This is a genomic window from Streptomyces sp. NPDC036822, from assembly GCF_055609145.1.
This window is the reverse complement of record NZ_JBVJPY010000001.1, coordinates 128,787-150,234: the sequence shown is the minus strand read 5'-3', so window position 1 is coordinate 150,234 and position 21,448 is coordinate 128,787. Positions and strand designations below refer to the sequence as shown.

The window sequence follows — 21,448 nt, the reverse complement described above, 5'->3', positions numbered from 1 at the left end:
GCGGCTCCGGAGCGGCCGCTACCAGCCGCGCTCGCGCCACACCTCGAGATGCGGTCGCTCGTCGCCGAGGGTGGTGTCCCTGCCGTGGCCGGGGTAGACCCACGTCTCGTCGGGCAGCGCGTCGAAGAGCTTGGTCCGCACGTCGTGGAAGAGGCTGGCGAATGCCTCCGGGTCCTTCCAGGTGTTGCCCACCCCGCCGGGGAAGAGGCAGTCGCCGGTGAAGACGTGCGGATGGCCGTGCGGGTCGTCGTAGACGAGGACGATCGAGCCGGGGGTGTGCCCGACGAGGTGCCGGGCGGTCAGCTCGACGCGCCCGACCCGGATCGTGTCACCGTCCTCGACCCGCACCTCGGTGGGGACCGGGATGCCGTCGGCGTCGTACGCCCCGGCGTACGTCCGGGCGCCGGTCGCGGCGACCACGGCGGCCAGCGCCTGCCAGTGGTCTCCGTGCTGGTGGGTGGTGACGACGGAGGCGATGCCGTCGTCACCGATCAGCGTCAGCAGGGTCGCGGCGTCGTTGGCCGCGTCGATCAGCAGCTGCTCGCCGGTGGCCCGGCAGCGCAGCAGATAGGCGTTGTTGTCCATCGGGCCGACCGCGACCTTGGAGATCATCAGGTCCGTCAGCTCGTGCACGTCCGCCGGTCCGCCGACCTTCACCGCTCCGCTGTACGTCATGGGTGCAGCCTATCGCCGGGCCCCGACGGCGGGGGTCACAACGGGGGCAGCTGCGGCAGCGGTCCGCCCTCGGCCTTCAGGGCCGAGCCGTCCCGGCGTCCGGCCAGCCAGCCGAGCAGGTCGGGCGCGGGACCCGAGACGGTCACCGGTCCGCCCGGGGCGCCGCCGCCGGTCGACCACTCCCGCCCGCCCTCGTCCCGGACGGCGGTCGCCGGCACGTCCTTGTGGCCCGCGAACCGCTCCGTGAGGAAGTCGATCTCCCGCTGGACGAACTCCTCCGGCAGGTCCTCCAGCTCGTAGCCGACCCCGAGGTCGACGTGGTGCAGGGCGACCTCCACCCAGCGGCGGAAGGGGATCCGCGCGGCGCTGTCGGTGACGCCGTTGCGGAGCTCCACGGTCCGCTCCCAGTCGGCGGGCTCGTTCCCCACGGCGTCGAAGCGCTCGGCGCTCGCGCGGACGTCGGCGAGCTGTTCGGCGAGGGAGCGGCCGGCGTCGCGCGCGATGTCGGCGTCGCGGGCCTCGGCGGAGACGTACATGGGCCGGCCCCGGAGAACGTTCACCAGGGCGTCGGCGTTGCGGGCGAGGTGGGCGAGGAGGTGGCCACGGCTCCAGCCGGGAAGCCGTGACGGCTGGGCCACCGCCGCGTTGTCCCATGAGGCGGCCGCGGTGAGGAGTCGGTCGGTCGCCTGGCGTGCAGAGGCCAGGTCACGCGCGTGGTCGATCATGCCGCCGACCCTAGCGCCGCCACTCGTTCGGGTGAAGCGGTCGGAGCGCGGCCGGAAATCGAATGTGCGTGCTATAAGCTCGGTGGAAGCATCCGGCATCCTTGGTTGTTGGGTATGCAGGCACATTCAGGCACATCGACATCCTGCGACCTTCCTCCCTGTGCCTCCGCTCTCTCAAGAAAGGTGCGGACCGGCGTGGCCGACCGTCTCATCGTTCGTGGCGCTCGCGAGCACAACCTCAAGAACGTCTCGCTCGACCTCCCGCGTGACTCCCTCATCGTCTTCACCGGGCTCTCCGGGTCGGGCAAGTCCTCCCTCGCGTTCGACACGATCTTCGCCGAGGGTCAGCGCCGGTACGTCGAGTCGCTCTCGTCGTACGCCCGGCAGTTTCTCGGCCAGATGGACAAGCCGGACGTCGACTTCATCGAGGGTCTCTCGCCCGCCGTCTCCATCGACCAGAAGTCGACCTCGCGCAACCCGCGCTCCACGGTCGGCACCATCACCGAGGTCTACGACTACCTCCGGCTCCTCTTCGCGCGCATCGGCAAGCCGCACTGTCCCGAGTGCCGCCGGCCGATCTCGCGGCAGTCACCGCAGGCCATCGTCGACCGGGTCCTCGAGCTGCCCGAGGGCAGCCGCTTCCAGGTGCTCTCGCCCCTCGTGCGGGAGCGCAAGGGAGAGTTCGTCGACCTCTTCGCCGACCTCCAGACCAAGGGCTACAGCCGGGCCCGGGTCGACGGCGTGACCGTACAGCTGAGCGAGCCGCCGACGCTGAAGAAGCAGGAGAAGCACACGATCGAGGTCGTCGTCGACCGCCTCACCGTCAAGGACGGCGCCAAGCGGCGGCTCACGGACTCCGTCGAGACGGCGCTCGGACTCTCCGGCGGCATGGTCGTGCTCGACTTCGTCGACCTCCCCGAGGACGACCCCGAGCGCGAGCGGATGTTCTCGGAGCACCTCTACTGCCCGTACGACGACCTGTCCTTCGAGGAGCTGGAGCCGCGGTCCTTCTCCTTCAACTCGCCCTTCGGCGCCTGCCCCGACTGCACCGGCATCGGCACCCGCATGGAGGTCGACCCCGAGCTGATCGTCCCGGACCCGGACAAGTCCCTGGACGAGGGAGCCATCCACCCCTGGTCCCACGGCCACACCAAGGAGTACTTCGGCCGGCTCATCGGCGGCCTCTCCCAGGCGCTCGGCTTCCGGACGGACATCCCGTACGCCGGACTCCCGCAGCGGGCCAAGAAGGCCCTGATGCACGGCCACAAGACCCAGGTCGAGGTCCGCTACCGCAACCGTTACGGACGGGAGCGGGCGTACACCACCCCCGCCTTCGAGGGTGCCGTCTCCTTCGTCAAGCGGCGGCACAGCGAGGCCGAGAGCGACTCCAGCCGGGAGCGCTTCGAGGGCTACATGCGCGAGGTGCCCTGCCCCACCTGTGAGGGCACCCGCCTCAAGCCGATCGTCCTCGCGGTCACGGTCATGGACCGGTCCATCGCCGAGGTCTCCGCGATGTCGATCAGCGACTGCGCCGACTTCCTGGGCCGCCTCACGCTCAACGCCCGCGACAAGAAGATCGCCGAGAGGGTCCTGAAGGAGGTCAACGAACGGCTGCGCTTCCTGGTCGACGTCGGCCTGGACTACCTCTCCCTCAACCGCGCCGCCGGCACGCTCTCCGGCGGCGAGGCCCAGCGCATCCGGCTCGCCACCCAGATCGGCTCGGGCCTGGTCGGCGTGCTGTACGTCCTCGACGAGCCGTCGATCGGACTGCACCAGCGCGACAACCACCGGCTCATCGAGACCCTGGTCCGGCTGCGGGACATGGGCAACACGCTCATCGTGGTCGAGCACGACGAGGACACGATCAAGGTCGCCGACTGGGTCGTCGACATCGGCCCCGGCGCCGGTGAGCACGGCGGCAAGGTCGTGCACTCGGGCCCCCTCGCCGAGCTGCTCGCCAACGAGGAGTCGATGACCGGGCAGTATCTCTCGGGCCGCAGGGCCATCGGGACGCCGGACATCCGCCGCCCCGTGGATCCCTCGCGCCGGCTCACCGTGCACGGCGCCCGCGAGAACAACCTCCAGGACATCGACGTCTCCTTCCCCCTGGGCGTCCTCACGGCCGTCACCGGTGTCTCCGGATCCGGCAAGTCGACCCTGGTCAACGACATCCTCTACACCCACCTGGCGCGCGAGCTGAACGGCGCCAAGTCGGTCCCCGGGCGCCACACCCGCGTCGACGGGGACGACCTGGTCGACAAGGTCGTCCACGTCGACCAGTCGCCGATCGGCCGCACTCCGCGGTCGAACCCGGCGACCTACACCGGCGTCTTCGACCACGTCCGCAGGCTCTTCGCCGAGACGATGGAGGCCAAGGTCCGCGGCTATCTGCCCGGCCGGTTCTCCTTCAACGTCAAGGGCGGCCGCTGCGAGAACTGCTCCGGCGACGGCACGATCAAGATCGAGATGAACTTCCTCCCGGACGTCTACGTCCCGTGCGAGGTCTGCCACGGCGCCCGGTACAACCGGGAGACCCTGGAGGTCCACTACAAGGGCAAGTCCATCGCCGAGGTCCTGGACATGCCGATCGAGGAGGCGCTGGACTTCTTCGAGGCCGTCCCGACGATCGCCCGCCACCTGCGCACGCTCAATGAGGTGGGGCTCGGCTACGTCCGCCTCGGACAGTCCGCGCCGACGCTCTCCGGTGGTGAGGCCCAGCGCGTCAAGCTCGCCTCCGAGCTCCAGAAGCGCTCGACCGGCCGCACGGTCTACGTCCTGGACGAGCCGACGACCGGTCTGCACTTCGAGGACATCTCGAAGCTGATCAAGGTCCTCTCGGGTCTCGTCGACAAGGGCAACTCCGTGATCGTCATCGAGCACAACCTCGATGTCATCAAGACCGCGGACTGGGTCGTCGACATGGGCCCCGAGGGCGGCAGCGGAGGCGGTCTGGTCGTCGCCGAGGGCACGCCGGAGGAGGTCGCGTCGGTTCCCGCGAGCCACACCGGCAAGTTCCTCCGCGAGATCCTCGGCGCGGACCGGATCAGCGACGCGACCGTCCCGGCGGCCCGGAGCGGGTCCGGGACCGTGAAGAAGGCGGCCGCGAAGAAGGCCACGGCCAAGGCGCCCGCCAGGAAGACGGCCGCACCGGCGAAGAAGGCCACCGCCAAGAAGACGGCGAGCCGCGCCCGCAAGGCGTGAGCCCGGGGCCGCGACGAACGGCCCGACGACGGGCCGTGCCGAGTGGCGGCCTCCACGAGGGGCCGTGACGATCGGCCGTGTGGAGCGGCGGGCACGCTGAGGCCGTGACGCGGGGGAGACCCCCGTCACGGCCTCAGTCGAGTTCGTGCGCGTACGGCGGCTCCGCCCCGGCGCGCGTGCAGGTCAGGGCCGCCGCCCTCGCCGCGTACGTCAGAAGGCCGCTCCAGGCGCCGGCGTCCAGTGAGGCGACCGGGCGGCCCGCCAGGCCGTGCAGGAGCGCCGCGTTCACCGTGTCGCCCGCGCCGATCGTGTCCACGACACCCGTCCGGACCGCCGGCACCGACACCTCGAACGACGGAGTGACGACCGTCATCCCCTCCGCGCCCCGGGTCAGGACCACGGCCGACGGGCCCCGCGCGAGCCACTCGGCCGGGGTGCCGCCCAGCCAGGACGCGTCCTCCTCCGAGAGCTTCAGCAGGGAGACGTACGGCAGCCAGCCCGCGAAACGCTCGCGGTAGGCCGCCCCGCCCGGGATGAGCCCGGGCCGGATGTTCGGGTCGAGGAGCGTGAGAGCGCCCCGGCGCGACTCGCGCCGCAGCAGCGCCTCGTACGCGCTCGCACCCGGCTCCAGTGCCAGCGAACAGGTACCGAACGCCAGGGCGCGCACGCCCTCCGGGAGGCGATCGGGGAGGGCGAAGAGCCGGTCGGCCGTGCCCTCGACATAGAAGCCGTACCGGGCCGAGCCGTCCGCACCCAGCGTGGCGACCGCCAGGGTCGTCGGCTCGGGGCCCCGCTGGACGAGCACGTCCGAGACTCCCGCCGCCCGCAGCCCGCCCACCAGGGCCTCGCCGAAGGCGTCCGTGGAGACCCGCGAGCAGAAGGCCACGTCTGCGCCGAGCCGGCCCAGCGCCACGGCGGTGTTGTACGGGCCGCCGCCAGGCCTGGGCACCAGCGGCGCCAGCGGCGATGGCGGGGTGGCGGCCCCGTCCGGGACCAGGTCGATCAGGGATTCACCGGCGACGACGATCACGCCGTGAACGTAACCCATGCCCGACGGACGGCACAGCCCCCGACCCCGCGGCAGCGAAGCCCGGGCAAGCCGCCCGCCCGCCCGGCCCCCGCGCGGGTTCCCGGAGGCACGCCGGTATCGTCGGTTCGGTCACGTCCTGCCCCGATCCGACCGTGGAGCGCTCATGCCCGGCCAGTCCGCCCGCCGCACCGTACTGAAGGGCGCGGCCCTGGCCGGCGCCGCCGGGCTGGGTGTCACCGCCTGCTCCACCGAGTCCAAGCTCGGTCACGCCCAGGTCCCGACCCCGACCGCGCCGGTCGTCCTCGGCGCCCCGGAGGAGGTGCCCGTCGGCGGGGCGAAGCTCTACCGCGAGCAGCGGGTGCTGGTGAGCTGCCCGGCCGAGGGCCGGTACAAGGCGTTCAGCGCCCAGTGCACCCATGCCGGCTGCGTCCTGGACAAGATCGAGGACAACGAGGGCAACTGCCCCTGCCACGGCAGCCGCTTCGACGTCACCACCGGCAAGGCCCTCCAGGGCCCGGCCACCGTCCCGCTCCCCGCGGTCCCCGTCCGGGTCGAGAACGGCAAGCTGGTCGCGGGCCCGGAGGCCTGAGCCCCGGGGACGAGGGCGGCCTCGCCGGGGCCCTGTGCCCGCCGGCGCGCGCCCCTCACGCCCAGTCCCAGTCGATGCCGATAATCCCCGGCCGTACCCCCTGCTCCACCAGGTGCACGGTGCGGTGGCGCCCGCTCAGTGTGAGCGGAGAGCGGCCACCGCGCGGCGCGCCGGCCGACGCCTGGGTGAAGCGCCGGCAGCGCACGGGCAGCGCCGCCTCGTCGAACCCGACCTGGAGCACGTACTGCCCGCCCGCGAACGAGAACCCCCGGACGTACTCCCCGCTCGGACCCGCCGTCCCGTCCTCGAAGCCGTACCCGAAGAGATACGTGTCCCCGGCCCGCAGCCGTGTGTCGAACAGCAGCTCCGCGACCAGCACCCCCGCCTCGCGGTGCCACCGGACCCGCCCCGTCCTGCAGTTCTCGACGGCGCGCACCTCCACCCGCGCGGGGTCGCAGCCCGGATCCCCGTGATGGATCGCCAGGTAGCGGTCGACCCCGTCCCGGTGCGCCCGCACCACATGCTGCGACGCGCGTCCCAGCAGCTGCCGCTCCGCCCCGATGCGGACCCGCTCCTGGTGGCCGACCGTGTGCAGGCCGCCGTCCACCGGCGACTCGAGTGCGGCGATCAGCTCCTCGACGGCGCCCGACGCCTCCACCAGCGAGCGGTACGTACGGGCCGCCGGCCGGTCCACGGCACCGCGCGCCGCCGCGTCCCCGGTCAGCAGGCGGATGAGCGAGTCGCCCGGCAGCTGGAGCACCTCCTCGAGGGCGCGGACCGCCTTCATCGACGCCGGCCGCTGCGGCCGCCGGGCGCCCTGCTGCCAGTAACTGAGACTGGTCACGCCGACCTTGATCCCCCGGTGGGCGAGATGGTGCTGGACCCGCTGGAGCGGCAGCCCGCGCACCGCGAGCGCCGTGCGCAGCGCCAGGTGGAACGGTCCGGTGTGCAGCAACTGCACCAGATCGGCCTCGGTGTGCCCCATGGGGACTCCTCAGTGAACATTCACGACGGGACGGCGGGCCGCCGCGCCGCCGATGGCGGGACCGCAGGTGGCACATGGGCACCTGTTCACACCCGGGTCACACCGTTCACAGGCCGCCGTCACCCCGCATTGAAGCGCGTTGACCGGCTCCCGACAACGCTCGATGCTCCTCACCAGCGTCCGGACGCGCTCCTCCACCCCCCACACCCCCACATCCCCACACTTCCCGCCCCGGGAGGAACGCGATGCAAAGAAAGCTGTCCTTCGCGGCACTCGCCGCCGCCGCCCTCTTCCTCATCCCCGCCGGCACCACCGCCTCCGCAGCCTCCGCCGCCACGGCGACCACCACCGCCGCCTCCGCCGGGCCCGTGGCCGACGGCCCCTCGGCTCTCGCTTCCCAGCGGCTGAACATCACCATGCAGGCGCAGCAGAAGACGAACTGGTGCTGGGCCGCCGGCGGCAACACCATCGCCACCTGGTTCGGCCGCTCGTACACCCAGAACCAGTTCTGCAACGCCGCCTTCAACCGGCAGCAGGGCTACGACTGCCCCAACAACCAGGCCACCCTCGGCAACGTCCAGACCGGACTGCGCTGGGCGGGCGTCAACCCCGGCTCGTACGTCACCGGCTGGCTGCGCTACCCGACCGTGCAGACCGAGATCAACGCCGGCCGCCCGATCGAGACGCGGATCCAGTGGTCGAGCGGCGGCGGCCACATGCACGTGGTGTACGGCTACGACGACGCGAACAGCTGGGTCTACTGGGGCGACCCCTGGCCCTCCAGCGACCGCTACAACTGGGCCTCGCACGCCTGGTACGTCGACAACGGCTCCTTCTCCTGGACCCACTCGCTCTACCGGATAGGGGCGTGACGACCATGACCCACGTACGTGCCGCGAGCGCCGGTCTGTTCACCGCCGTCGCCCTCGTCGCCCTCGGCGCGGTTCCCGCCGCCGCCTCCGAGATCCCGCCGACGGCGGCCACCCCGGAGAAGGCGGCCTCCGCGCCGGCCACCCTCGACACGCTCTCCCGGTTCTTCGCCCGGGACGGCGCCCTCGCCCGCTCCGAGGCGCGCCCCCGCATCGATGGCGCCTCCGTCCCGGTGCGGGTCCTCTCACCGGAGTTCGTCGCGGGGAAGGCGGGCGCGCCGGTGGCCCGGGTCGAGTTCCACGCGAGCAAGGCCGTCGCCTCGGACGGGCAGACGGCCTCCCTGTGGACCGTCCGACGCCCGGGCGGCTGGCAGGTGGTGAACATCGCCACCGGAGACGACGAGATCCGCTACGCCGCGCGGGGAGCCCGGGCGCTGCCGGGCGGGACGGTCTTCCGCGAGCCGCAGATCGACGCGTGGTACGTCCACCGGGGCGCGACGGTGACCCCGCTGGACGAGGACGCCGTGCGCGCCATCGGCTCGGCGGGGACGAGCCTGGCCGCGTACCGGCAGCGGGTCGCCGACGCGTACGGCGACAAGCTGCCCGGCTCCGGCTACGCCCGCAAGGGCGCCGCCGGCGGCTACGGAGCCTCGGACGGTGACGCCGCCCCCGGCGCCGACGCGGCCCCTCTCGCCCCTGGCGCCTCCCTCGTCTCCGATGCCTCCCTCGCCTCCGGCGCCCTCCGCCCACCCGGCAGCCCCGCCCCCGAGGGGCCGTCGACTCCCGTCCTCTCCGCCACAGCGGGCGTGGGCGCCGTCCTTGCGCTGGGCTTCCTGACGGTGGCGGCCCGGCGTCGCCGGAGGGCACCCGGCGCGCCGGGACACGCCTCCTGACACGCCACCGCCCCGCCGGGCCGGCCGCCTCCCCGCGACGGCCCGGCGGGGCACCCGGACGTCATGGGACGGACACCCGGACTGTCAGTTCCCGCCAGTAGGGTGGGGACCATGGCCGACCCCTCCAGCTACCGCCCCAGGCCGGGACAGATCCCCGACTCGCCCGGGGTCTACAAATTCCGCGACGAGCACCACCGGGTGATCTACGTCGGCAAGGCCAAGTCCCTGCGCCAGCGGCTGGCGAACTACTTCCAGCCGCTGGCGAGCCTGCACCCGCGCACGGCCACGATGGTCACCACGGCCGCCTCCGTCGAGTGGACCGTCGTCTCGACCGAGGTCGAGGCGCTCCAGCTGGAGTACTCCTGGATCAAGGAGTACGACCCGCGGTTCAACGTGAAGTACCGGGACGACAAGAGCTATCCGTACCTCGCGGTCACGCTCGACGAGGAGTTCCCCCGCGTCCAGGTCATGCGCGGCCACAAGAAGAAGGGCGTGCGCTACTTCGGGCCGTACGCGCACGCGTGGGCCATCCGCGAGACCGTCGACCTGATGCTCCGCGTCTTCCCCGTCCGCACGTGCTCGGCCGGCGTCTTCCGCAACGCCGCCTCCGCCGGGCGCCCCTGCCTCCTCGGCTACATCGGCAAGTGCTCCGCCCCCTGCGTGGGCCGGGTCACCCCCGAGGAACACCGGGACCTGGCCGAGGAGTTCAGCGACTTCATGGCCGGCCGCACCGGCACGTACATCCGCCGCCTGGAGAAGCAGATGACGGCGGCGGCCGAGGAGATGGAGTACGAGAGGGCGGCCCGGCTCCGCGACGACATAGAGGCCCTGCGCCGGGCCATGGAGAAGAACGCCGTCGTCCTCGCCGACGCCACCGACGCCGACCTGATCGCGCTCGCGGAGGACGAGCTGGAGGCCGCCGTCCAGATCTTCCACGTCCGCGGCGGACGGGTCCGCGGCCAGCGGGGCTGGGTCACGGACAAGGTCGAGGCCGTCTCCACGGCCGGTCTCGTCGAGCACGCGATCCAGCAGCTGTACGGCGAGGAGAGCGGCGACGCCGTCCCCAAGGAGGTCCTCGTCCCGGCCCTCCCCGAGGACCTGGAAGCCGTCGGCCAGTGGCTCTCCGAGCGCCGCGGCTCGGCCGTCTCCCTGCGCGTCCCGCAGCGCGGGGACAAGAAGGACCTGATGGAGACGGTCGCGCGCAACGCCCAGCAGGCCCTCGTGCTGCACAAGACCAAGCGCGCCAGCGACCTGACCACGCGCTCGCGCGCCCTGGAGGAGATCGCCGAGGCGCTGGACCTGGACTCGGCCCCGCTGCGGATCGAGTGCTTCGACATCTCTCACCTCCAGGGCGACGACGTCGTGGCCTCCATGGTCGTCTTCGAGGACGGCCTGCCCCGCAAGAGCGAGTACCGCCGCTTCCAGATCAAGGGCTTCGAGGGCCAGGACGACGTCCGCTCGATGCACGAGGTGATCAGCCGCCGCTTCAAGCGCTACCTCGCCGAGAAGGAGAAGACGGGGGAGTGGGGGCCCGAGGGCGTCGACGACACCGAGGCGGCGGAGGCCGCGGCCGCCGCCGTCGACGGCGCGGCCCCGGCCGGAGCGTCCCCCGGCACCCCCGGCGCCTTCGCGGCCGTCGACGGCGTGGCCCCGGCCGGCGGTCTGTCCCGTTCCGGGGAGGTGCCCGCCGACGACGGGCGGCCCAAGCGGTTCGCGTATCCCCCGCAGCTCGTCGTGGTCGACGGAGGGCAGCCGCAGGTGGCCGCCGCCCGGCGGGCCCTCGACGAGCTCGGCATCGACGACATCGCCGTCTGCGGCCTCGCCAAGCGCCTCGAGGAGGTCTGGCTGCCCGGCGACGACGACCCGGTCGTGCTGCCCCGCTCCAGTGAGGGTCTGTACCTCCTTCAGCGGGTACGTGACACGGCTCACGACTTCGCCATCCGCTACCAGCGCTCGAAGCGGAACAAGCGCATCAGGACCAGCCCCCTGGACGCCGTCCCCGGTCTCGGAGACACGCGCAAACAGGCGCTGATCAAGCATTTCGGTTCGGTGAAGCGGCTCCGACAGGCGACAATCGAGCAGATCTGCGAGGTCCCCGGCATGGGCCGCAAGACGGCCGAGGCCGTGACGGTGGCCCTCGCCCAGGCGGCCCCGGCCGCACCCGCCGTGAACACGGCAACAGGAGAGATCATGGAAGACGACGGGGGCAGCACCGCATGACCGGGCAGGACAGGCACGACGGGCAGGACCGGCACCACGAGCAGGACCGGCTTGAAGAGCACGAACGGCATCAGCGAGAAGACGGAGCAGGACACATGAGTACGGGCACGGAGGCCAACGGCGACAGCACCGCCGACGCGGCCATCCCCGAGCTGGTGATCATCTCCGGCATGTCCGGCGCCGGCCGGTCCACCGCGGCGAAGTGCCTGGAGGACCTCGGCTGGTTCGTCGTCGACAACCTGCCGCCCGCGCTGATCCCCACCATGGTGGAGCTCGGCGCACGTTCCCAGGGCAACGTCGCCCGGATCGCCGTCGTCGTCGACGTCCGCGGCCGGCAGTTCTTCGACGCCCTGCGGGAGTCCCTGGCCGCCCTCGACGCCCAGCAGGTCACCCGGCGGATCGTCTTCCTGGAATCCTCCGACGAGGCCCTGGTGAGGCGCTTCGAGTCGGTCCGCAGGCCGCACCCGCTCCAGGGCGACGGCCGGATCACCGACGGCATCGCCGCCGAGCGCGACCTGCTGCGCGAGCTGCGCGGCGACGCCGACCTGGTGATCGACACCTCCAGCCTCAACGTCCACGAGCTGCGGGCCAAGATGGACGCCCAGTTCGCCGGCGACGAGGAGCCGGAGCTGCGGGCCACCGTCATGTCCTTCGGATTCAAGTACGGACTGCCCGTCGACGCCGACCTCGTCGTCGACATGCGCTTCCTGCCCAACCCGCACTGGGTCCCCGAGCTGCGGCCCTTCTCCGGCCTCAACGAGGAGGTGTCGGCTTACGTCTTCAACCAGCCCGGCGCCAAGGAGTTCCTCGACCGCTACACCGAGCTGCTCCAGCTGATCGCCGCGGGCTACCGCCGCGAGGGCAAGCGGTACGTGACCATCGCCGTCGGCTGCACCGGGGGCAAGCACCGCTCCGTCGCCACGTCCGAGAAGCTCGCCGCCCGCCTCGCCGCGGAAGGGGTCGAGACCGTCGTCGTCCACCGGGACATGGGGCGCGAGTGAAGCCGTACCGCCGGCGTACGTCCACCCTCTCGGTGCGTACGCTCCGCAGGCGCGGCGCCCAGCCCAAGGTCGTCGCGCTGGGCGGCGGCATGGGCCTGTCGGCCTCCCTCGCCGCCCTGCGCCGGATCACCGGTGACCTCACCGCCGTGGTCACCGTCGCCGACGACGGCGGCTCCAGCGGCCGGCTCCGGGAGGAGCTGGGCGTGCTGCCGCCGGGGGACCTGCGCAAGGCGCTCGCCGCGCTGTGCGGTGACGACGACTGGGGCCAGACCTGGGCCCGGGTCATCCAGCACCGCTTCTCCTCCAAGGGCGACCTGCACGAGCACGCGGTCGGCAACCTGCTGATCGTGGCCCTCTGGGAGCAGCTGGGCGACCACGTCCAGGCCCTGGACCTGGTGGGCAGGCTGCTCGGCGCGCACGGCCGGGTGCTGCCCATGTCCGCCGTGCCGCTGGAGCTCCAGGCCCTGGTCAAGGGACACGATCCGACACGCCCGGACGACGTGGACACGGTCCGCGGCCAGGCGACGGTGGCGCTCACGCCGGGCGAGGTGCAGTCCGTGCACCTCCTCCCGCACGACCCGCCCGCCGTCCCCGAGGCCGTCGCCGCGGTCCTCGACGCCGACTGGGTGGTCCTGGGCCCCGGTTCCTGGTTCTCCTCGGTGATCCCGCACCTGCTCGTGCCCGAGCTGCTCGACGCCCTGGTCGTCACCAAGGCCCGGCGTGTCCTCTCGCTCAACCTCGCACCGCAACCGGGAGAAACCGAGGGGTTCTCTCCGCAGCGTCATTTGGAGGTTTTGGGACGACACGCCCCTAAACTCGCCCTGGACGTGGTGCTGGCCGACGAGGCCGCCGTGCCCGACCGCGAGTCCCTGTCCGACGCCGCCAAGCGGCTCGGCGCCGCGGTCGAGCTGGCGCCGGTCGCCCGGGCCGACGGTCTCCCGAAGCACGACCCGGAGCTGTTGGCCGCCGCGTACGACCGTATTTTTCGGATGCATGGAAGGATCGGCCCATGGCGATGACGGCAGCGGTGAAGGACGAGATCTCCCGGCTCCCCGTCACCCGGACCTGCTGCAGGAAGGCAGAGGTCTCGTCGATCCTGCGGTTCGCCGGCGGCCTGCACCTGGTGAGCGGGCGGATCGTGATCGAGGCGGAGCTGGACACGGCCATGGCGGCCCGGCGCCTCAAGCGGGACATCCTGGAGATCTTCGGCCACAGCTCCGAGCTGATCGTGATGGCTCCCGGAGGACTGAGGCGCGGCTCCCGGTACGTCGTACGCGTGGTGGCGGGCGGCGACCAGCTGGCGCGGCAGACCGGCTTGGTCGACGGCCGCGGCCGCCCGATCCGGGGCCTGCCCCCGCAGGTCGTCTCCGGCGCCACCTGCGATGCCGAGGCCGCCTGGCGCGGCGCGTTCCTCGCCCACGGCTCGCTGACCGAGCCGGGACGCTCCTCCTCCCTGGAGGTGACCTGCCCGGGCCCGGAGGCCGCGCTCGCCCTCGTGGGAGCGGCGCGCCGGCTGTCCATCGCCGCGAAGGCGCGTGAGGTGCGCGGCGTGGACCGGGTGGTCGTCCGCGACGGGGACGCCATCGGCGCCCTGCTGACCCGGCTCGGCGCGCACGAGTCGGTGCTGGCCTGGGAGGAGCGGCGGATGCGCCGCGAGGTCCGCGCCACCGCCAATCGCCTGGCCAACTTCGACGACGCCAACCTGCGCCGCTCGGCCCGCGCGGCGGTCGCCGCCGGTGCCCGGGTCCAGCGGGCCCTGGAGATCCTCGGCGAGGAGGTGCCCGAGCACCTCGCCGCCGCCGGCCGGCTGCGCATGGAGCACAAGCAGGCCTCCCTGGAGGAGCTGGGTGCGCTCGCCGATCCGCCGCTGACCAAGGACGCCGTCGCGGGCCGGATCCGCCGGCTGCTCGCCATGGCCGACAAGCGGGCCCAGGACCTGGGCATCCCGGGAACGGAGTCCAACCTGTCGGAGGAGTTGGACGACAGCCTCGTCGGCTGATCTTCCGCTCCGCCCAACTCGCCGCTGCCGGTGCATTTCTGAGGCACCGGCAGTTTGCGTCGGCGCACCGGAGGCATTCTTGACATGATCAAGGACTCTCATGAGCCTGTCGTCTGTTCACCTTCGTGGCAGACAACAGCAAGGGGGGCTCATGAGACGCAGAGCGAGATCGATCCTCGCCGCGGCTTCACTGCTGATCGCCGGCCTGGCGACGGCACCCGTCGCCGGAGCGCAACCACAGGACACCGACGGCGGCGACGCCCTCTCCGTATGGCGGGCGCAGGTCAGCCGGGAACAGGTGCCGCTGCTCCTCGACGCCGGTACCGACGCGCACGAACTCACCGAGCAGGTGCCCGAGAAGGGCTCCGCCACCCTCGAACTCCACCTCACCGGGAAGCAGGCGGACCGGCTGCGCGGCAAGGGGGTCGAACTCGCCGAGCACACCCTCTCCGACCGGGCCGCCCGGCGCGTCGCCGGAGCGGGGGACGGCGTCTTCCGCCCCTACGGCGGAGCCGGCGGACTGAAGCAGGAGATCCTCGCCACCGCCCGGGCCCATCCCGGGCTGACCAAGGTGGTCTCCCTCGGGAGGACCGTCAGGGGACAGGACATCCTCGCCCTCAAGATCAGCAAGGGCGCGGCGAAGTCCCGGGACGGCTCCAGGCCCGCCACGCTCTACGTCTCCAACCAGCACGCCCGTGAGTGGATCACCACCGAGATGACCCGGCGGCTGATGCACCACTACCTCGACGGCTACGGCAAGGACCCCCGGCTCACCAAGGTCGTGGACACCACCGAGCTGTGGTTCGTGCTCTCCGCCAACCCGGACGGCTACGACCACACCCACGCCGACCCCGAGAACCGTCAGTGGCGCAAGAACCTCCGCGACAACGACGGCGACGGGAGGATCGGGCCGGGCGACGGCGTCGACCTCAACCGCAACTTCGCCTACAAGTGGGGCTACGACAACGAGGGATCGTCACCCGACCCGGCCGACGAGACGTTCCGCGGGACCCGCCCCATGTCCGAGCCGGAGACCAGGGCGCTCGACGCCTTCCAGCGGCGCATCGGCTTCCAGTACGGCATCAACTACCACTCCGCCGCCCAGCTGCTGCTCTACGGCGTGGGCTGGCAGGTCGCCACCGACACCCCCGACGACGTGGCGCTCGAGGCACTCGCCGGCACCCCGGAGAAGCCGGCCGTCCCCGGCTACCGCCCGCAGGTCTCCTCCGAGCTCTACACCACCAACGGCGAGGCCGACGGACACGCCGCCAACGTCAACGGGATGCAGATGTTCACCCCGGAGATGTCGACCTGCGCCACCGCCTCGCGCGTCGATCCCACCGACGCCTGGGAGGCCGCCGACTGCGCCTCCGTCTTCACCTTCCCCGACGACGAGAAGCTGATCCAGGCGGAGTTCGCGAAGAACGTCCCCTTCGCCCTCGCCGTCGCGGAGAGCGCGGCCCGGCCGGACCGGCCCGTCTCCGTCACCGGGGTCGACGCCCCCGACTTCACCCCGCACGCCTTCGCCACCTCCTACGCCCGCGGCGGCGACCAGGAGGTGTCCGTCACCGCGCGGAAGTCCCTGCGCGCGAAGGAGCTGAGGTACCGCGTCAACGGCGGCCGGACGCACAGCGAGCGGCTGGAGGCGTGGAAGGGCGGCGAGACGTACGGCGGCGAGGACAACCTCTACTTCGACCAGTACCGGGCCGAGGTGGAGGACGCCGGACCGGGCGACACCGTCGAGGTCTGGTTCACCGCCCGCACCCGCGAGGGCCGGGCGACGGCCTCCACGCCGTTCACGTACACCGTGGCCGAGCGGCCGCGCGGCGACGTCCTCGTCCTCGCCGAGGAGGGCGGCACGACCGCCGCCCGCCACACCGCGGCCTATGTGAAGGCGCTCGCCGACAGCGGCCGCAAGGCCGCCGTCTGGGACGTCGCCACCCAGGGCGTCCCGGACCCCCTCGGCATCCTGAGCCACTTCCGTACCGTCGTCTGGTACACCGGCGCCGAGCAGCCCTCCGGGCCGGTCATGCTGGCCGTCCGCGACTACCTCAACGAGGGCGGCAAGCTCGTCAACGCCGGCGAGAAGTCCGGCGGCCTGGTCGACATCGGCCGCGCCGACTCCAACGACTTCGCCCAGTACTACCTCGGTGCCTACCACCGGGCCGGCCTGAAGAACCCGCCCGGCTTCGCCGGAGCGGGCGGATTCGCCGGCGCCTCGGCCACCCTCGGCGCGGCCGACGGCAACCCGCTGGACAACGCCGGCGCGTACACCGTCACCTCGGACACCCTGCCCCCGCGGCAGTTCCCCGCCTTCGGCAGCAGCGCCTCGGCCGGCGACTACCCGGGGGTCCGCACCCCCTTCGAGCCGTACGAGGGCTCGTACTTCGCCGCCGTGCGCCATGCCGACGACACCTGGAGCCGCCTCACCCGCACCGTCGACCTCACCGGCGTCGGGGCCGACGCGAAGCCGAGCCTGTCCTTCCAGCTCAGCTACGACACCGAGCCCGGCTACGACAACCTCGTGGTCGAGGCCCACACCGCCGGTCTCGACGACTGGACGACACTGCCGGACGCCAACGGCGGAACCTCCACCGCCGCCCCGGCCGACTGCGGCGAGGGCTACTACGTCCAGGGCCACCCCTTCCTCTCCCGCTATCTGACCGTCGGCGAGGACGGCTGCGCCACCACCGGCACCACCGGTTCCTGGAACGCCTTCACCGGCCCGTCCCACGGCTGGCGTCAGGCGTCGATCGACCTCAGTGCCTACGCCGGCAAGCGGGTCGAGCTGTCGATCTCGTACATCTCGGACCCCGGCACCGGGGAGACGGGCGCCTTCGTCGACGACACCAGGCTCGTCGTCGGCGGTACCGCGGGCGACGCCGAGGGCTTCGAGACCGCGCTCGGCGCCTGGTCCGTACCGGGGCCGCCGGCCGGCAGCCCCGGGAACGGAACCGACTGGACCCGTTCCACGGGGCTCTTCCACTCACAGGCGGCGGTCACCACACGTGACACCGTCCTGCTCGGATTCGGCCTGGAACACGTCACCCGCGCGGAGGAGCGTGGGGCACTGATCAGGAAGGCGCTCCGCGCGGTGCACGGCTGAGCGACCACCCGCCCCTTTGATCACAGTCAGTGATCGGGATGAAAGGCGCATCGTGGCTCGAACCCGCCGGTAGTTACGGGCCACGGTGCATTCCCAGGGGGTTACGACCGCACACGATGTCACTCTGAGCCGACGGGAGAGGTAGGGTCGTAAGCGGTCGGGGACATCCCTAAAAGAATCTCGCCGGCGTCGAAACCCGGCGTACCTAACGAGGAGATCGGTTCGTGACGATCCGCGTAGGCATCAACGGCTTTGGCCGCATCGGTCGCAACTACTTCCGCGCGCTCCTTGAGCAGGGTGCCGACATCGAGATCGTGGCTGTCAACGACCTGGGTGACACCGCGACCACTGCTCACCTGCTGAAGTACGACACGATCCTGGGACGCCTCAAGGCCGAGGTCACCCACACCGCCGACACCATCACCGTCGACGGCCACACCATCAAGGTGCTCTCGGAGCGCAACCCGGCCGACATCCCCTGGGGTGAGCTGGGCGTCGACATCGTCATCGAGTCGACCGGCATCTTCACCAAGAAGGCCGACGCCGAGAAGCACATCGCCGGTGGCGCCAAGAAGGTCCTCATCTCGGCTCCGGCCAAGGACGAGGACATCACCATCGTGATGGGCGTCAACCAGGACAAGTACGACGCGGCCAACCACCACGTCATCTCCAACGCCTCCTGCACCACCAACTGTGTGGCGCCGATGGCCAAGGTCCTCGACGAGAACTTCGGCATCGTCAAGGGTCTGATGACGACGGTCCACGCGTACACCAACGACCAGCGCATCCTGGACTTCCCGCACTCCGACCTGCGTCGCGCCCGCGCCGCCGCGGAGAACATCATCCCCACCACCACCGGTGCCGCGAAGGCCACCGCCCTGGTCCTCCCGCAGCTCAAGGGCAAGCTGGACGGCATCGCCATGCGCGTCCCGGTCCCGACCGGCTCGGCCACCGACCTCGTCGTGACCCTCCAGCGCGAGGTCACCAAGGACGAGGTCAACGCCGCCTTCAAGAAGGCGTCCGAGGACGGCGACCTCAAGGGCATCCTGTACTACACCGAGGACCCGATCGTGTCCTCGGACATCGTCAGCGACCCGGCCTCCTGCACCTTCGACTCCTCCCTGACCATGGTCCAGGAGGGGAACACGGTGAAGATCCTCGGCTGGTACGACAACGAGTGGGGTTACTCCAACCGTCTCGTCGACCTCACCGTCTTCGTCGGCGGTCAGCTCTAAGCAAGCCTCAGGGCAGGCACCCCTTGATGTGAGCGCAGGGCTCGGACAGCGTAACGTCGCGCTGTACGAGCCCTGTCTCGTGTGCTCCACCGCGTTCCAAGGAGTCAGGACAAGATGAAGACGATCGACGAGCTTCTCGCCGAAGGCGTCGCCGGCAAGCGGGTATTCGTCCGCGCCGACCTCAACGTGCCACTGGACGGCACGAACATCACCGACGACGGCCGGATCCGCGCCGTCCTTCCCACGGTCAAGGCCCTCGCCGGCGCCGGTGCCCGTGTCGTGGTCGCCTCGCACCTCGGCCGCCCCAAGGGTGCCCCGGACCCGGCGTTCTCCCTCGCCCCGGCCGCCGCTCGCCTCGGCGAACTGCTCGGCACCCCCGTGGCCTTCGCGACCGACACGGTCGGCGACTCCGCCACCTCCACCGTCGCGGGCCTCGCCGACGGCCACGTGGCCGTGATCGAGAACCTCCGGTTCAACGCCGGCGAGACGTCGAAGGACGACGCCGAGCGCGGCGCGTTCGCGGACAAGCTCGCCGCCCTCGCCGACCTCTACGTCGGCGACGGCTTCGGCGCCGTGCACCGCAAGCACGCCTCGGTCTTCGACCTCCCGGCCCGCCTTCCGCACGCCGCCGGCTACCTCATCGCCACCGAGGTCGGCGTCCTGAAGAAGCTGACCACCGACGTCAAGCGCCCGTACGTCGTCGTCCTGGGCGGCGCGAAGGTCTCCGACAAGCTGGCCGTGATCGATCAGCTGCTCGGCAAGGCCGACCGCCTGCTGATCGGCGGCGGCATGGCGTACACCTTCCTCTACGCCAAGGGCCACGAGGTCGGCATCTCCCTGCTCCAGAAGGACCAGGTGGACGTCGTCAAGGAGTACATGGAGCGCGCCGAGAAGAACGGCGTCGAGCTCGTGCTCCCCGTCGACATCCTGGCCTCCGGCGAGTTCCCTGACCTGAAGGCCAAGGTGCGCACGGACTTCGTCACCGTCGACGCGGACAAGATCCCCGCCGACAAGGAGGGCCTCGACATCGGCCCGAAGACGCGGGAGCTGTACGCCTCGAAGATCGCCGACGCGGAGACCGTCTTCTGGAACGGTCCGCTGGGCGTCTTCGAACACCCCGACTACGCCGGCGGCACGGCCGCCGTCGCGCAGGCGCTGGTCGACAGCAGCGCGTACACCGTCGTGGGCGGTGGCGACAGCGCCGCCGCCGTCCGGACCCTGGGCTTCGACGAGAACGCCTTCGGCCACATTTCCACCGGTGGTGGCGCCAGCCTCGAGTACCTCGAGGGCAAGACGCTCCCCGGCCTCGCCGCTCTGGAGGACTGAGTAAAAGTGAGTTCGCGTACCCCGCTGATGGCGGGCAACTGGAAGATGAACCTCAACCACCTCGAGGCCATCGCACACGTCCAGAAGCTCGCCTTCGCCCTCACCGACAAGGACTACGACGCCGTCGAGGTCGCGGTCCTGGTGCCCTTCACCGACCTGCGGTCCGTCCAGACCCTGATCGACGGCGACAAGCTCAAGATCAAGTACGGCGCCCAGGACCTCTCGGCGCACGAGTCCGGCGCCTACACCGGTGAGATCTCGGGCGCGATGCTGTCCAAGCTGAAGTGCGCCTACGTCGCCGTGGGCCACTCCGAGCGCCGGCAGTACCACGCCGAGTCCGACGAGGTCTGCAACGCCAAGGTGAAGGCCGCGTACCAGCACGGTCTGACCCCGATCCTGTGCGTCGGCGAGGGCCTGGACGTCCGCAAGGCCGGCGAGCAGGTCCCGTACACCCTGAAGCAGCTCGACGGCGGCCTGAAGGACGTCCCGGCCGAGCAGGCCGAGTCCGTCGTCATCGCCTACGAGCCGGTGTGGGCCATCGGCACCGGCGAGGTGGCCACCCCCGAGGACGCGCAGGAGGTCTGCGGCGCGATCCGCGGGCGTCTCGCGGAGCTGTACTCGCAGGAGCTCGCCGACAAGGTCCGCATCCAGTACGGCGGCTCGGTGAAGGCCGGGAACGTCGCCGCGATCATGGCGCAGCCGGACGTCGACGGCGCCCTGGTGGGCGGCGCGGCGCTGGACGCGGACGAGTTCGTGAGGATCGTCCGCTTCCGCGACCAGTGAGTATGCGGTAGCGACGATCCGTCGTACCCTTGCGGGGGCCGACCAGGCTGTGTGAGCCTGTCGGCCCCCGTCGTTCGTACTTTTCCGAGAATTGCCAGGAAGTAGGGTCCAGCCGTGGTTATGGGGTTCTCGATCGCCCTGATCGTCTTCAGCGCGCTGCTGATGCTGCTCGTGCTGATGCACAAGGGGAAGGGCGGCGGCCTCTCCGACATGTTCGGTGGAGGTATGCAGTCCTCCGTCGGCGGCTCCTCCGTCGCCGAGCGCAACCTGGACCGGATCACCGTCGTGGTCGGTCTGCTGTGGTTCGCGTGCATTATCGTACTTGCACTTCTGATGAAGGTGAACGGCTGAGCGCTCGTGCCGGCGTTGCGGAGTTCTGTGTAACTCCAATCACTGGACGCGCGTTGGGCCTTACGTAGACTGGGGCATCTTCGAGCACCATCACGCAGGGAGTTACGACCGTGGCAAGTGGCAACGCGATCCGGGGAAGCCGGGTCGGAGCGGGGCCGATGGGGGAGGCCGAGCGGGGCGAGTCGGCGCCGCGCCTCCGCATCTCCTTCTGGTGCTCGAACGGGCACGAGACGCAGCCGAGCTTCGCCAGTGACGCGCAGGTTCCGGAGACGTGGGACTGCCCGCGCTGCGGTTTCCCGGCCGGACAGGACCGGGACAACCCGCCGGACCCGCCGCGCACCGAGCCGTACAAGACGCATCTCGCGTACGTACGCGAGCGGCGCAGCGACGCCGACGGTGAGGCGATCCTCGCCGAGGCGCTCGCCAAACTGCGCGGCGAGATCTGAGTCCGGTGTGAAGG

At 71.4% G+C, this 21,448-nt stretch carries 18 protein-coding genes; 14 read left to right on the top strand and 4 right to left on the bottom strand.

Annotated elements, in window-relative coordinates; all coding sequences use genetic code 11:
* Positions 1 to 18: 18 nt before the first annotated feature.
* On the bottom strand, positions 19 to 675 hold the full coding sequence (locus ACZ68P_RS00740; protein ID WP_471000529.1) for an MBL fold metallo-hydrolase: 657 nt from the start codon (positions 673 to 675) through the stop codon (positions 19 to 21).
* Positions 676 to 710: 35 nt separating this feature from the next.
* On the bottom strand, positions 711 to 1,400 hold the full coding sequence (locus ACZ68P_RS00735; protein ID WP_471000526.1) for a maleylpyruvate isomerase family mycothiol-dependent enzyme: 690 nt from the start codon (positions 1,398 to 1,400) through the stop codon (positions 711 to 713).
* A 195-nt stretch (positions 1,401 to 1,595) separates the two neighbouring features.
* Here ACZ68P_RS00735 and uvrA point away from each other — a divergent pair, with 195 nt between their 5' ends.
* Positions 1,596 to 4,601, top strand: a complete 3,006-nt coding sequence (gene uvrA, locus ACZ68P_RS00730) for an excinuclease ABC subunit UvrA (RefSeq protein ID WP_471000523.1) — start codon at positions 1,596 to 1,598, stop codon at positions 4,599 to 4,601.
* 133 nt (positions 4,602 to 4,734) lie between these two features.
* Here uvrA and ACZ68P_RS00725 read toward each other — a convergent pair whose 3' ends face one another.
* Entirely contained in the window at positions 4,735 to 5,631 is an 897-nt protein-coding gene (locus ACZ68P_RS00725) for a carbohydrate kinase family protein (RefSeq protein ID WP_471000520.1), read from the bottom strand.
* 163 nt (positions 5,632 to 5,794) lie between these two features.
* On the opposite strand from ACZ68P_RS00725, the gene ACZ68P_RS00720 reads away from it, so the two are divergent.
* Positions 5,795 to 6,220, top strand: a complete 426-nt coding sequence (locus ACZ68P_RS00720; protein ID WP_471000517.1) for a Rieske (2Fe-2S) protein — start codon at positions 5,795 to 5,797, stop codon at positions 6,218 to 6,220.
* A 55-nt stretch (positions 6,221 to 6,275) separates the two neighbouring features.
* On the opposite strand, the gene ACZ68P_RS00715 is transcribed toward ACZ68P_RS00720, so the two are convergent.
* Positions 6,276 to 7,205 (bottom strand): hypothetical protein, encoded by a 930-nt coding sequence (locus ACZ68P_RS00715; RefSeq protein WP_471000514.1) that lies wholly within the window; start codon positions 7,203 to 7,205, stop codon positions 6,276 to 6,278.
* A gap of 245 nt (positions 7,206 to 7,450) precedes the next feature.
* Between ACZ68P_RS00715 and ACZ68P_RS00710 the strand changes: the two genes are divergently transcribed.
* The 12 genes from ACZ68P_RS00710 (at position 7,451) to ACZ68P_RS00655 (ending at position 21,434) form a co-directional block, all read left to right on the top strand.
* Positions 7,451 to 8,077, top strand: a complete 627-nt coding sequence (locus ACZ68P_RS00710; protein WP_471000512.1) for a papain-like cysteine protease family protein — start codon at positions 7,451 to 7,453, stop codon at positions 8,075 to 8,077.
* Between the two features lie 5 nt (positions 8,078 to 8,082).
* Positions 8,083 to 8,967, top strand: a complete 885-nt coding sequence (locus ACZ68P_RS00705; RefSeq protein ID WP_471000510.1) for a hypothetical protein — start codon at positions 8,083 to 8,085, stop codon at positions 8,965 to 8,967.
* A gap of 111 nt (positions 8,968 to 9,078) precedes the next feature.
* Positions 9,079 to 11,187 (top strand): excinuclease ABC subunit UvrC, encoded by a 2,109-nt coding sequence (gene uvrC / locus ACZ68P_RS00700; RefSeq protein ID WP_471000507.1) that lies wholly within the window; start codon positions 9,079 to 9,081, stop codon positions 11,185 to 11,187.
* Between the two features lie 95 nt (positions 11,188 to 11,282).
* Positions 11,283 to 12,188, top strand: coding sequence for an RNase adapter RapZ (gene rapZ, locus ACZ68P_RS00695; RefSeq protein ID WP_365715205.1), 906 nt, complete (start codon positions 11,283 to 11,285; stop codon positions 12,186 to 12,188).
* Positions 12,185 to 13,207, top strand: a complete 1,023-nt coding sequence (locus ACZ68P_RS00690; protein ID WP_471000504.1) for a gluconeogenesis factor YvcK family protein — start codon at positions 12,185 to 12,187, stop codon at positions 13,205 to 13,207. The genes rapZ and ACZ68P_RS00690 overlap by 4 nt, the downstream gene beginning before the upstream one ends.
* Positions 13,198 to 14,187 (top strand): DNA-binding protein WhiA, encoded by a 990-nt coding sequence (whiA, locus tag ACZ68P_RS00685; RefSeq protein ID WP_365715207.1) that lies wholly within the window; start codon positions 13,198 to 13,200, stop codon positions 14,185 to 14,187. Before ACZ68P_RS00690 ends, whiA begins: the two co-directional genes overlap by 10 nt.
* Positions 14,188 to 14,338: 151 nt before the next feature.
* Positions 14,339 to 17,293, top strand: coding sequence for a M14 family metallopeptidase (locus tag ACZ68P_RS00680; RefSeq protein WP_471000501.1), 2,955 nt, complete (start codon positions 14,339 to 14,341; stop codon positions 17,291 to 17,293).
* A gap of 224 nt (positions 17,294 to 17,517) precedes the next feature.
* Positions 17,518 to 18,528 carry a type I glyceraldehyde-3-phosphate dehydrogenase gene (gene gap, locus ACZ68P_RS00675; RefSeq protein WP_471000498.1) on the top strand — a complete coding sequence of 337 codons (1,011 nt, stop codon included), beginning with the start codon at positions 17,518 to 17,520 and terminating at the stop codon, positions 18,526 to 18,528.
* Positions 18,529 to 18,642: 114 nt separating this feature from the next.
* The gene (locus ACZ68P_RS00670; protein ID WP_471000495.1) at positions 18,643 to 19,854 is read left to right on the top strand and encodes a phosphoglycerate kinase; all 1,212 of its coding nucleotides are present in this window, start codon (positions 18,643 to 18,645) and stop codon (positions 19,852 to 19,854) included.
* Between the two features lie 6 nt (positions 19,855 to 19,860).
* The gene (gene tpiA / locus ACZ68P_RS00665; RefSeq protein WP_471000492.1) at positions 19,861 to 20,637 is read left to right on the top strand and encodes a triose-phosphate isomerase; all 777 of its coding nucleotides are present in this window, start codon (positions 19,861 to 19,863) and stop codon (positions 20,635 to 20,637) included.
* Positions 20,638 to 20,757: 120 nt separating this feature from the next.
* Positions 20,758 to 20,988 (top strand): preprotein translocase subunit SecG, encoded by a 231-nt coding sequence (gene secG / locus ACZ68P_RS00660; RefSeq protein WP_365715253.1) that lies wholly within the window; start codon positions 20,758 to 20,760, stop codon positions 20,986 to 20,988.
* A gap of 110 nt (positions 20,989 to 21,098) precedes the next feature.
* Positions 21,099 to 21,434, top strand: a complete 336-nt coding sequence (locus ACZ68P_RS00655; protein ID WP_003976875.1) for an RNA polymerase-binding protein RbpA — start codon at positions 21,099 to 21,101, stop codon at positions 21,432 to 21,434.
* The last annotated feature ends 14 nt before the right edge of the window (positions 21,435 to 21,448 follow it).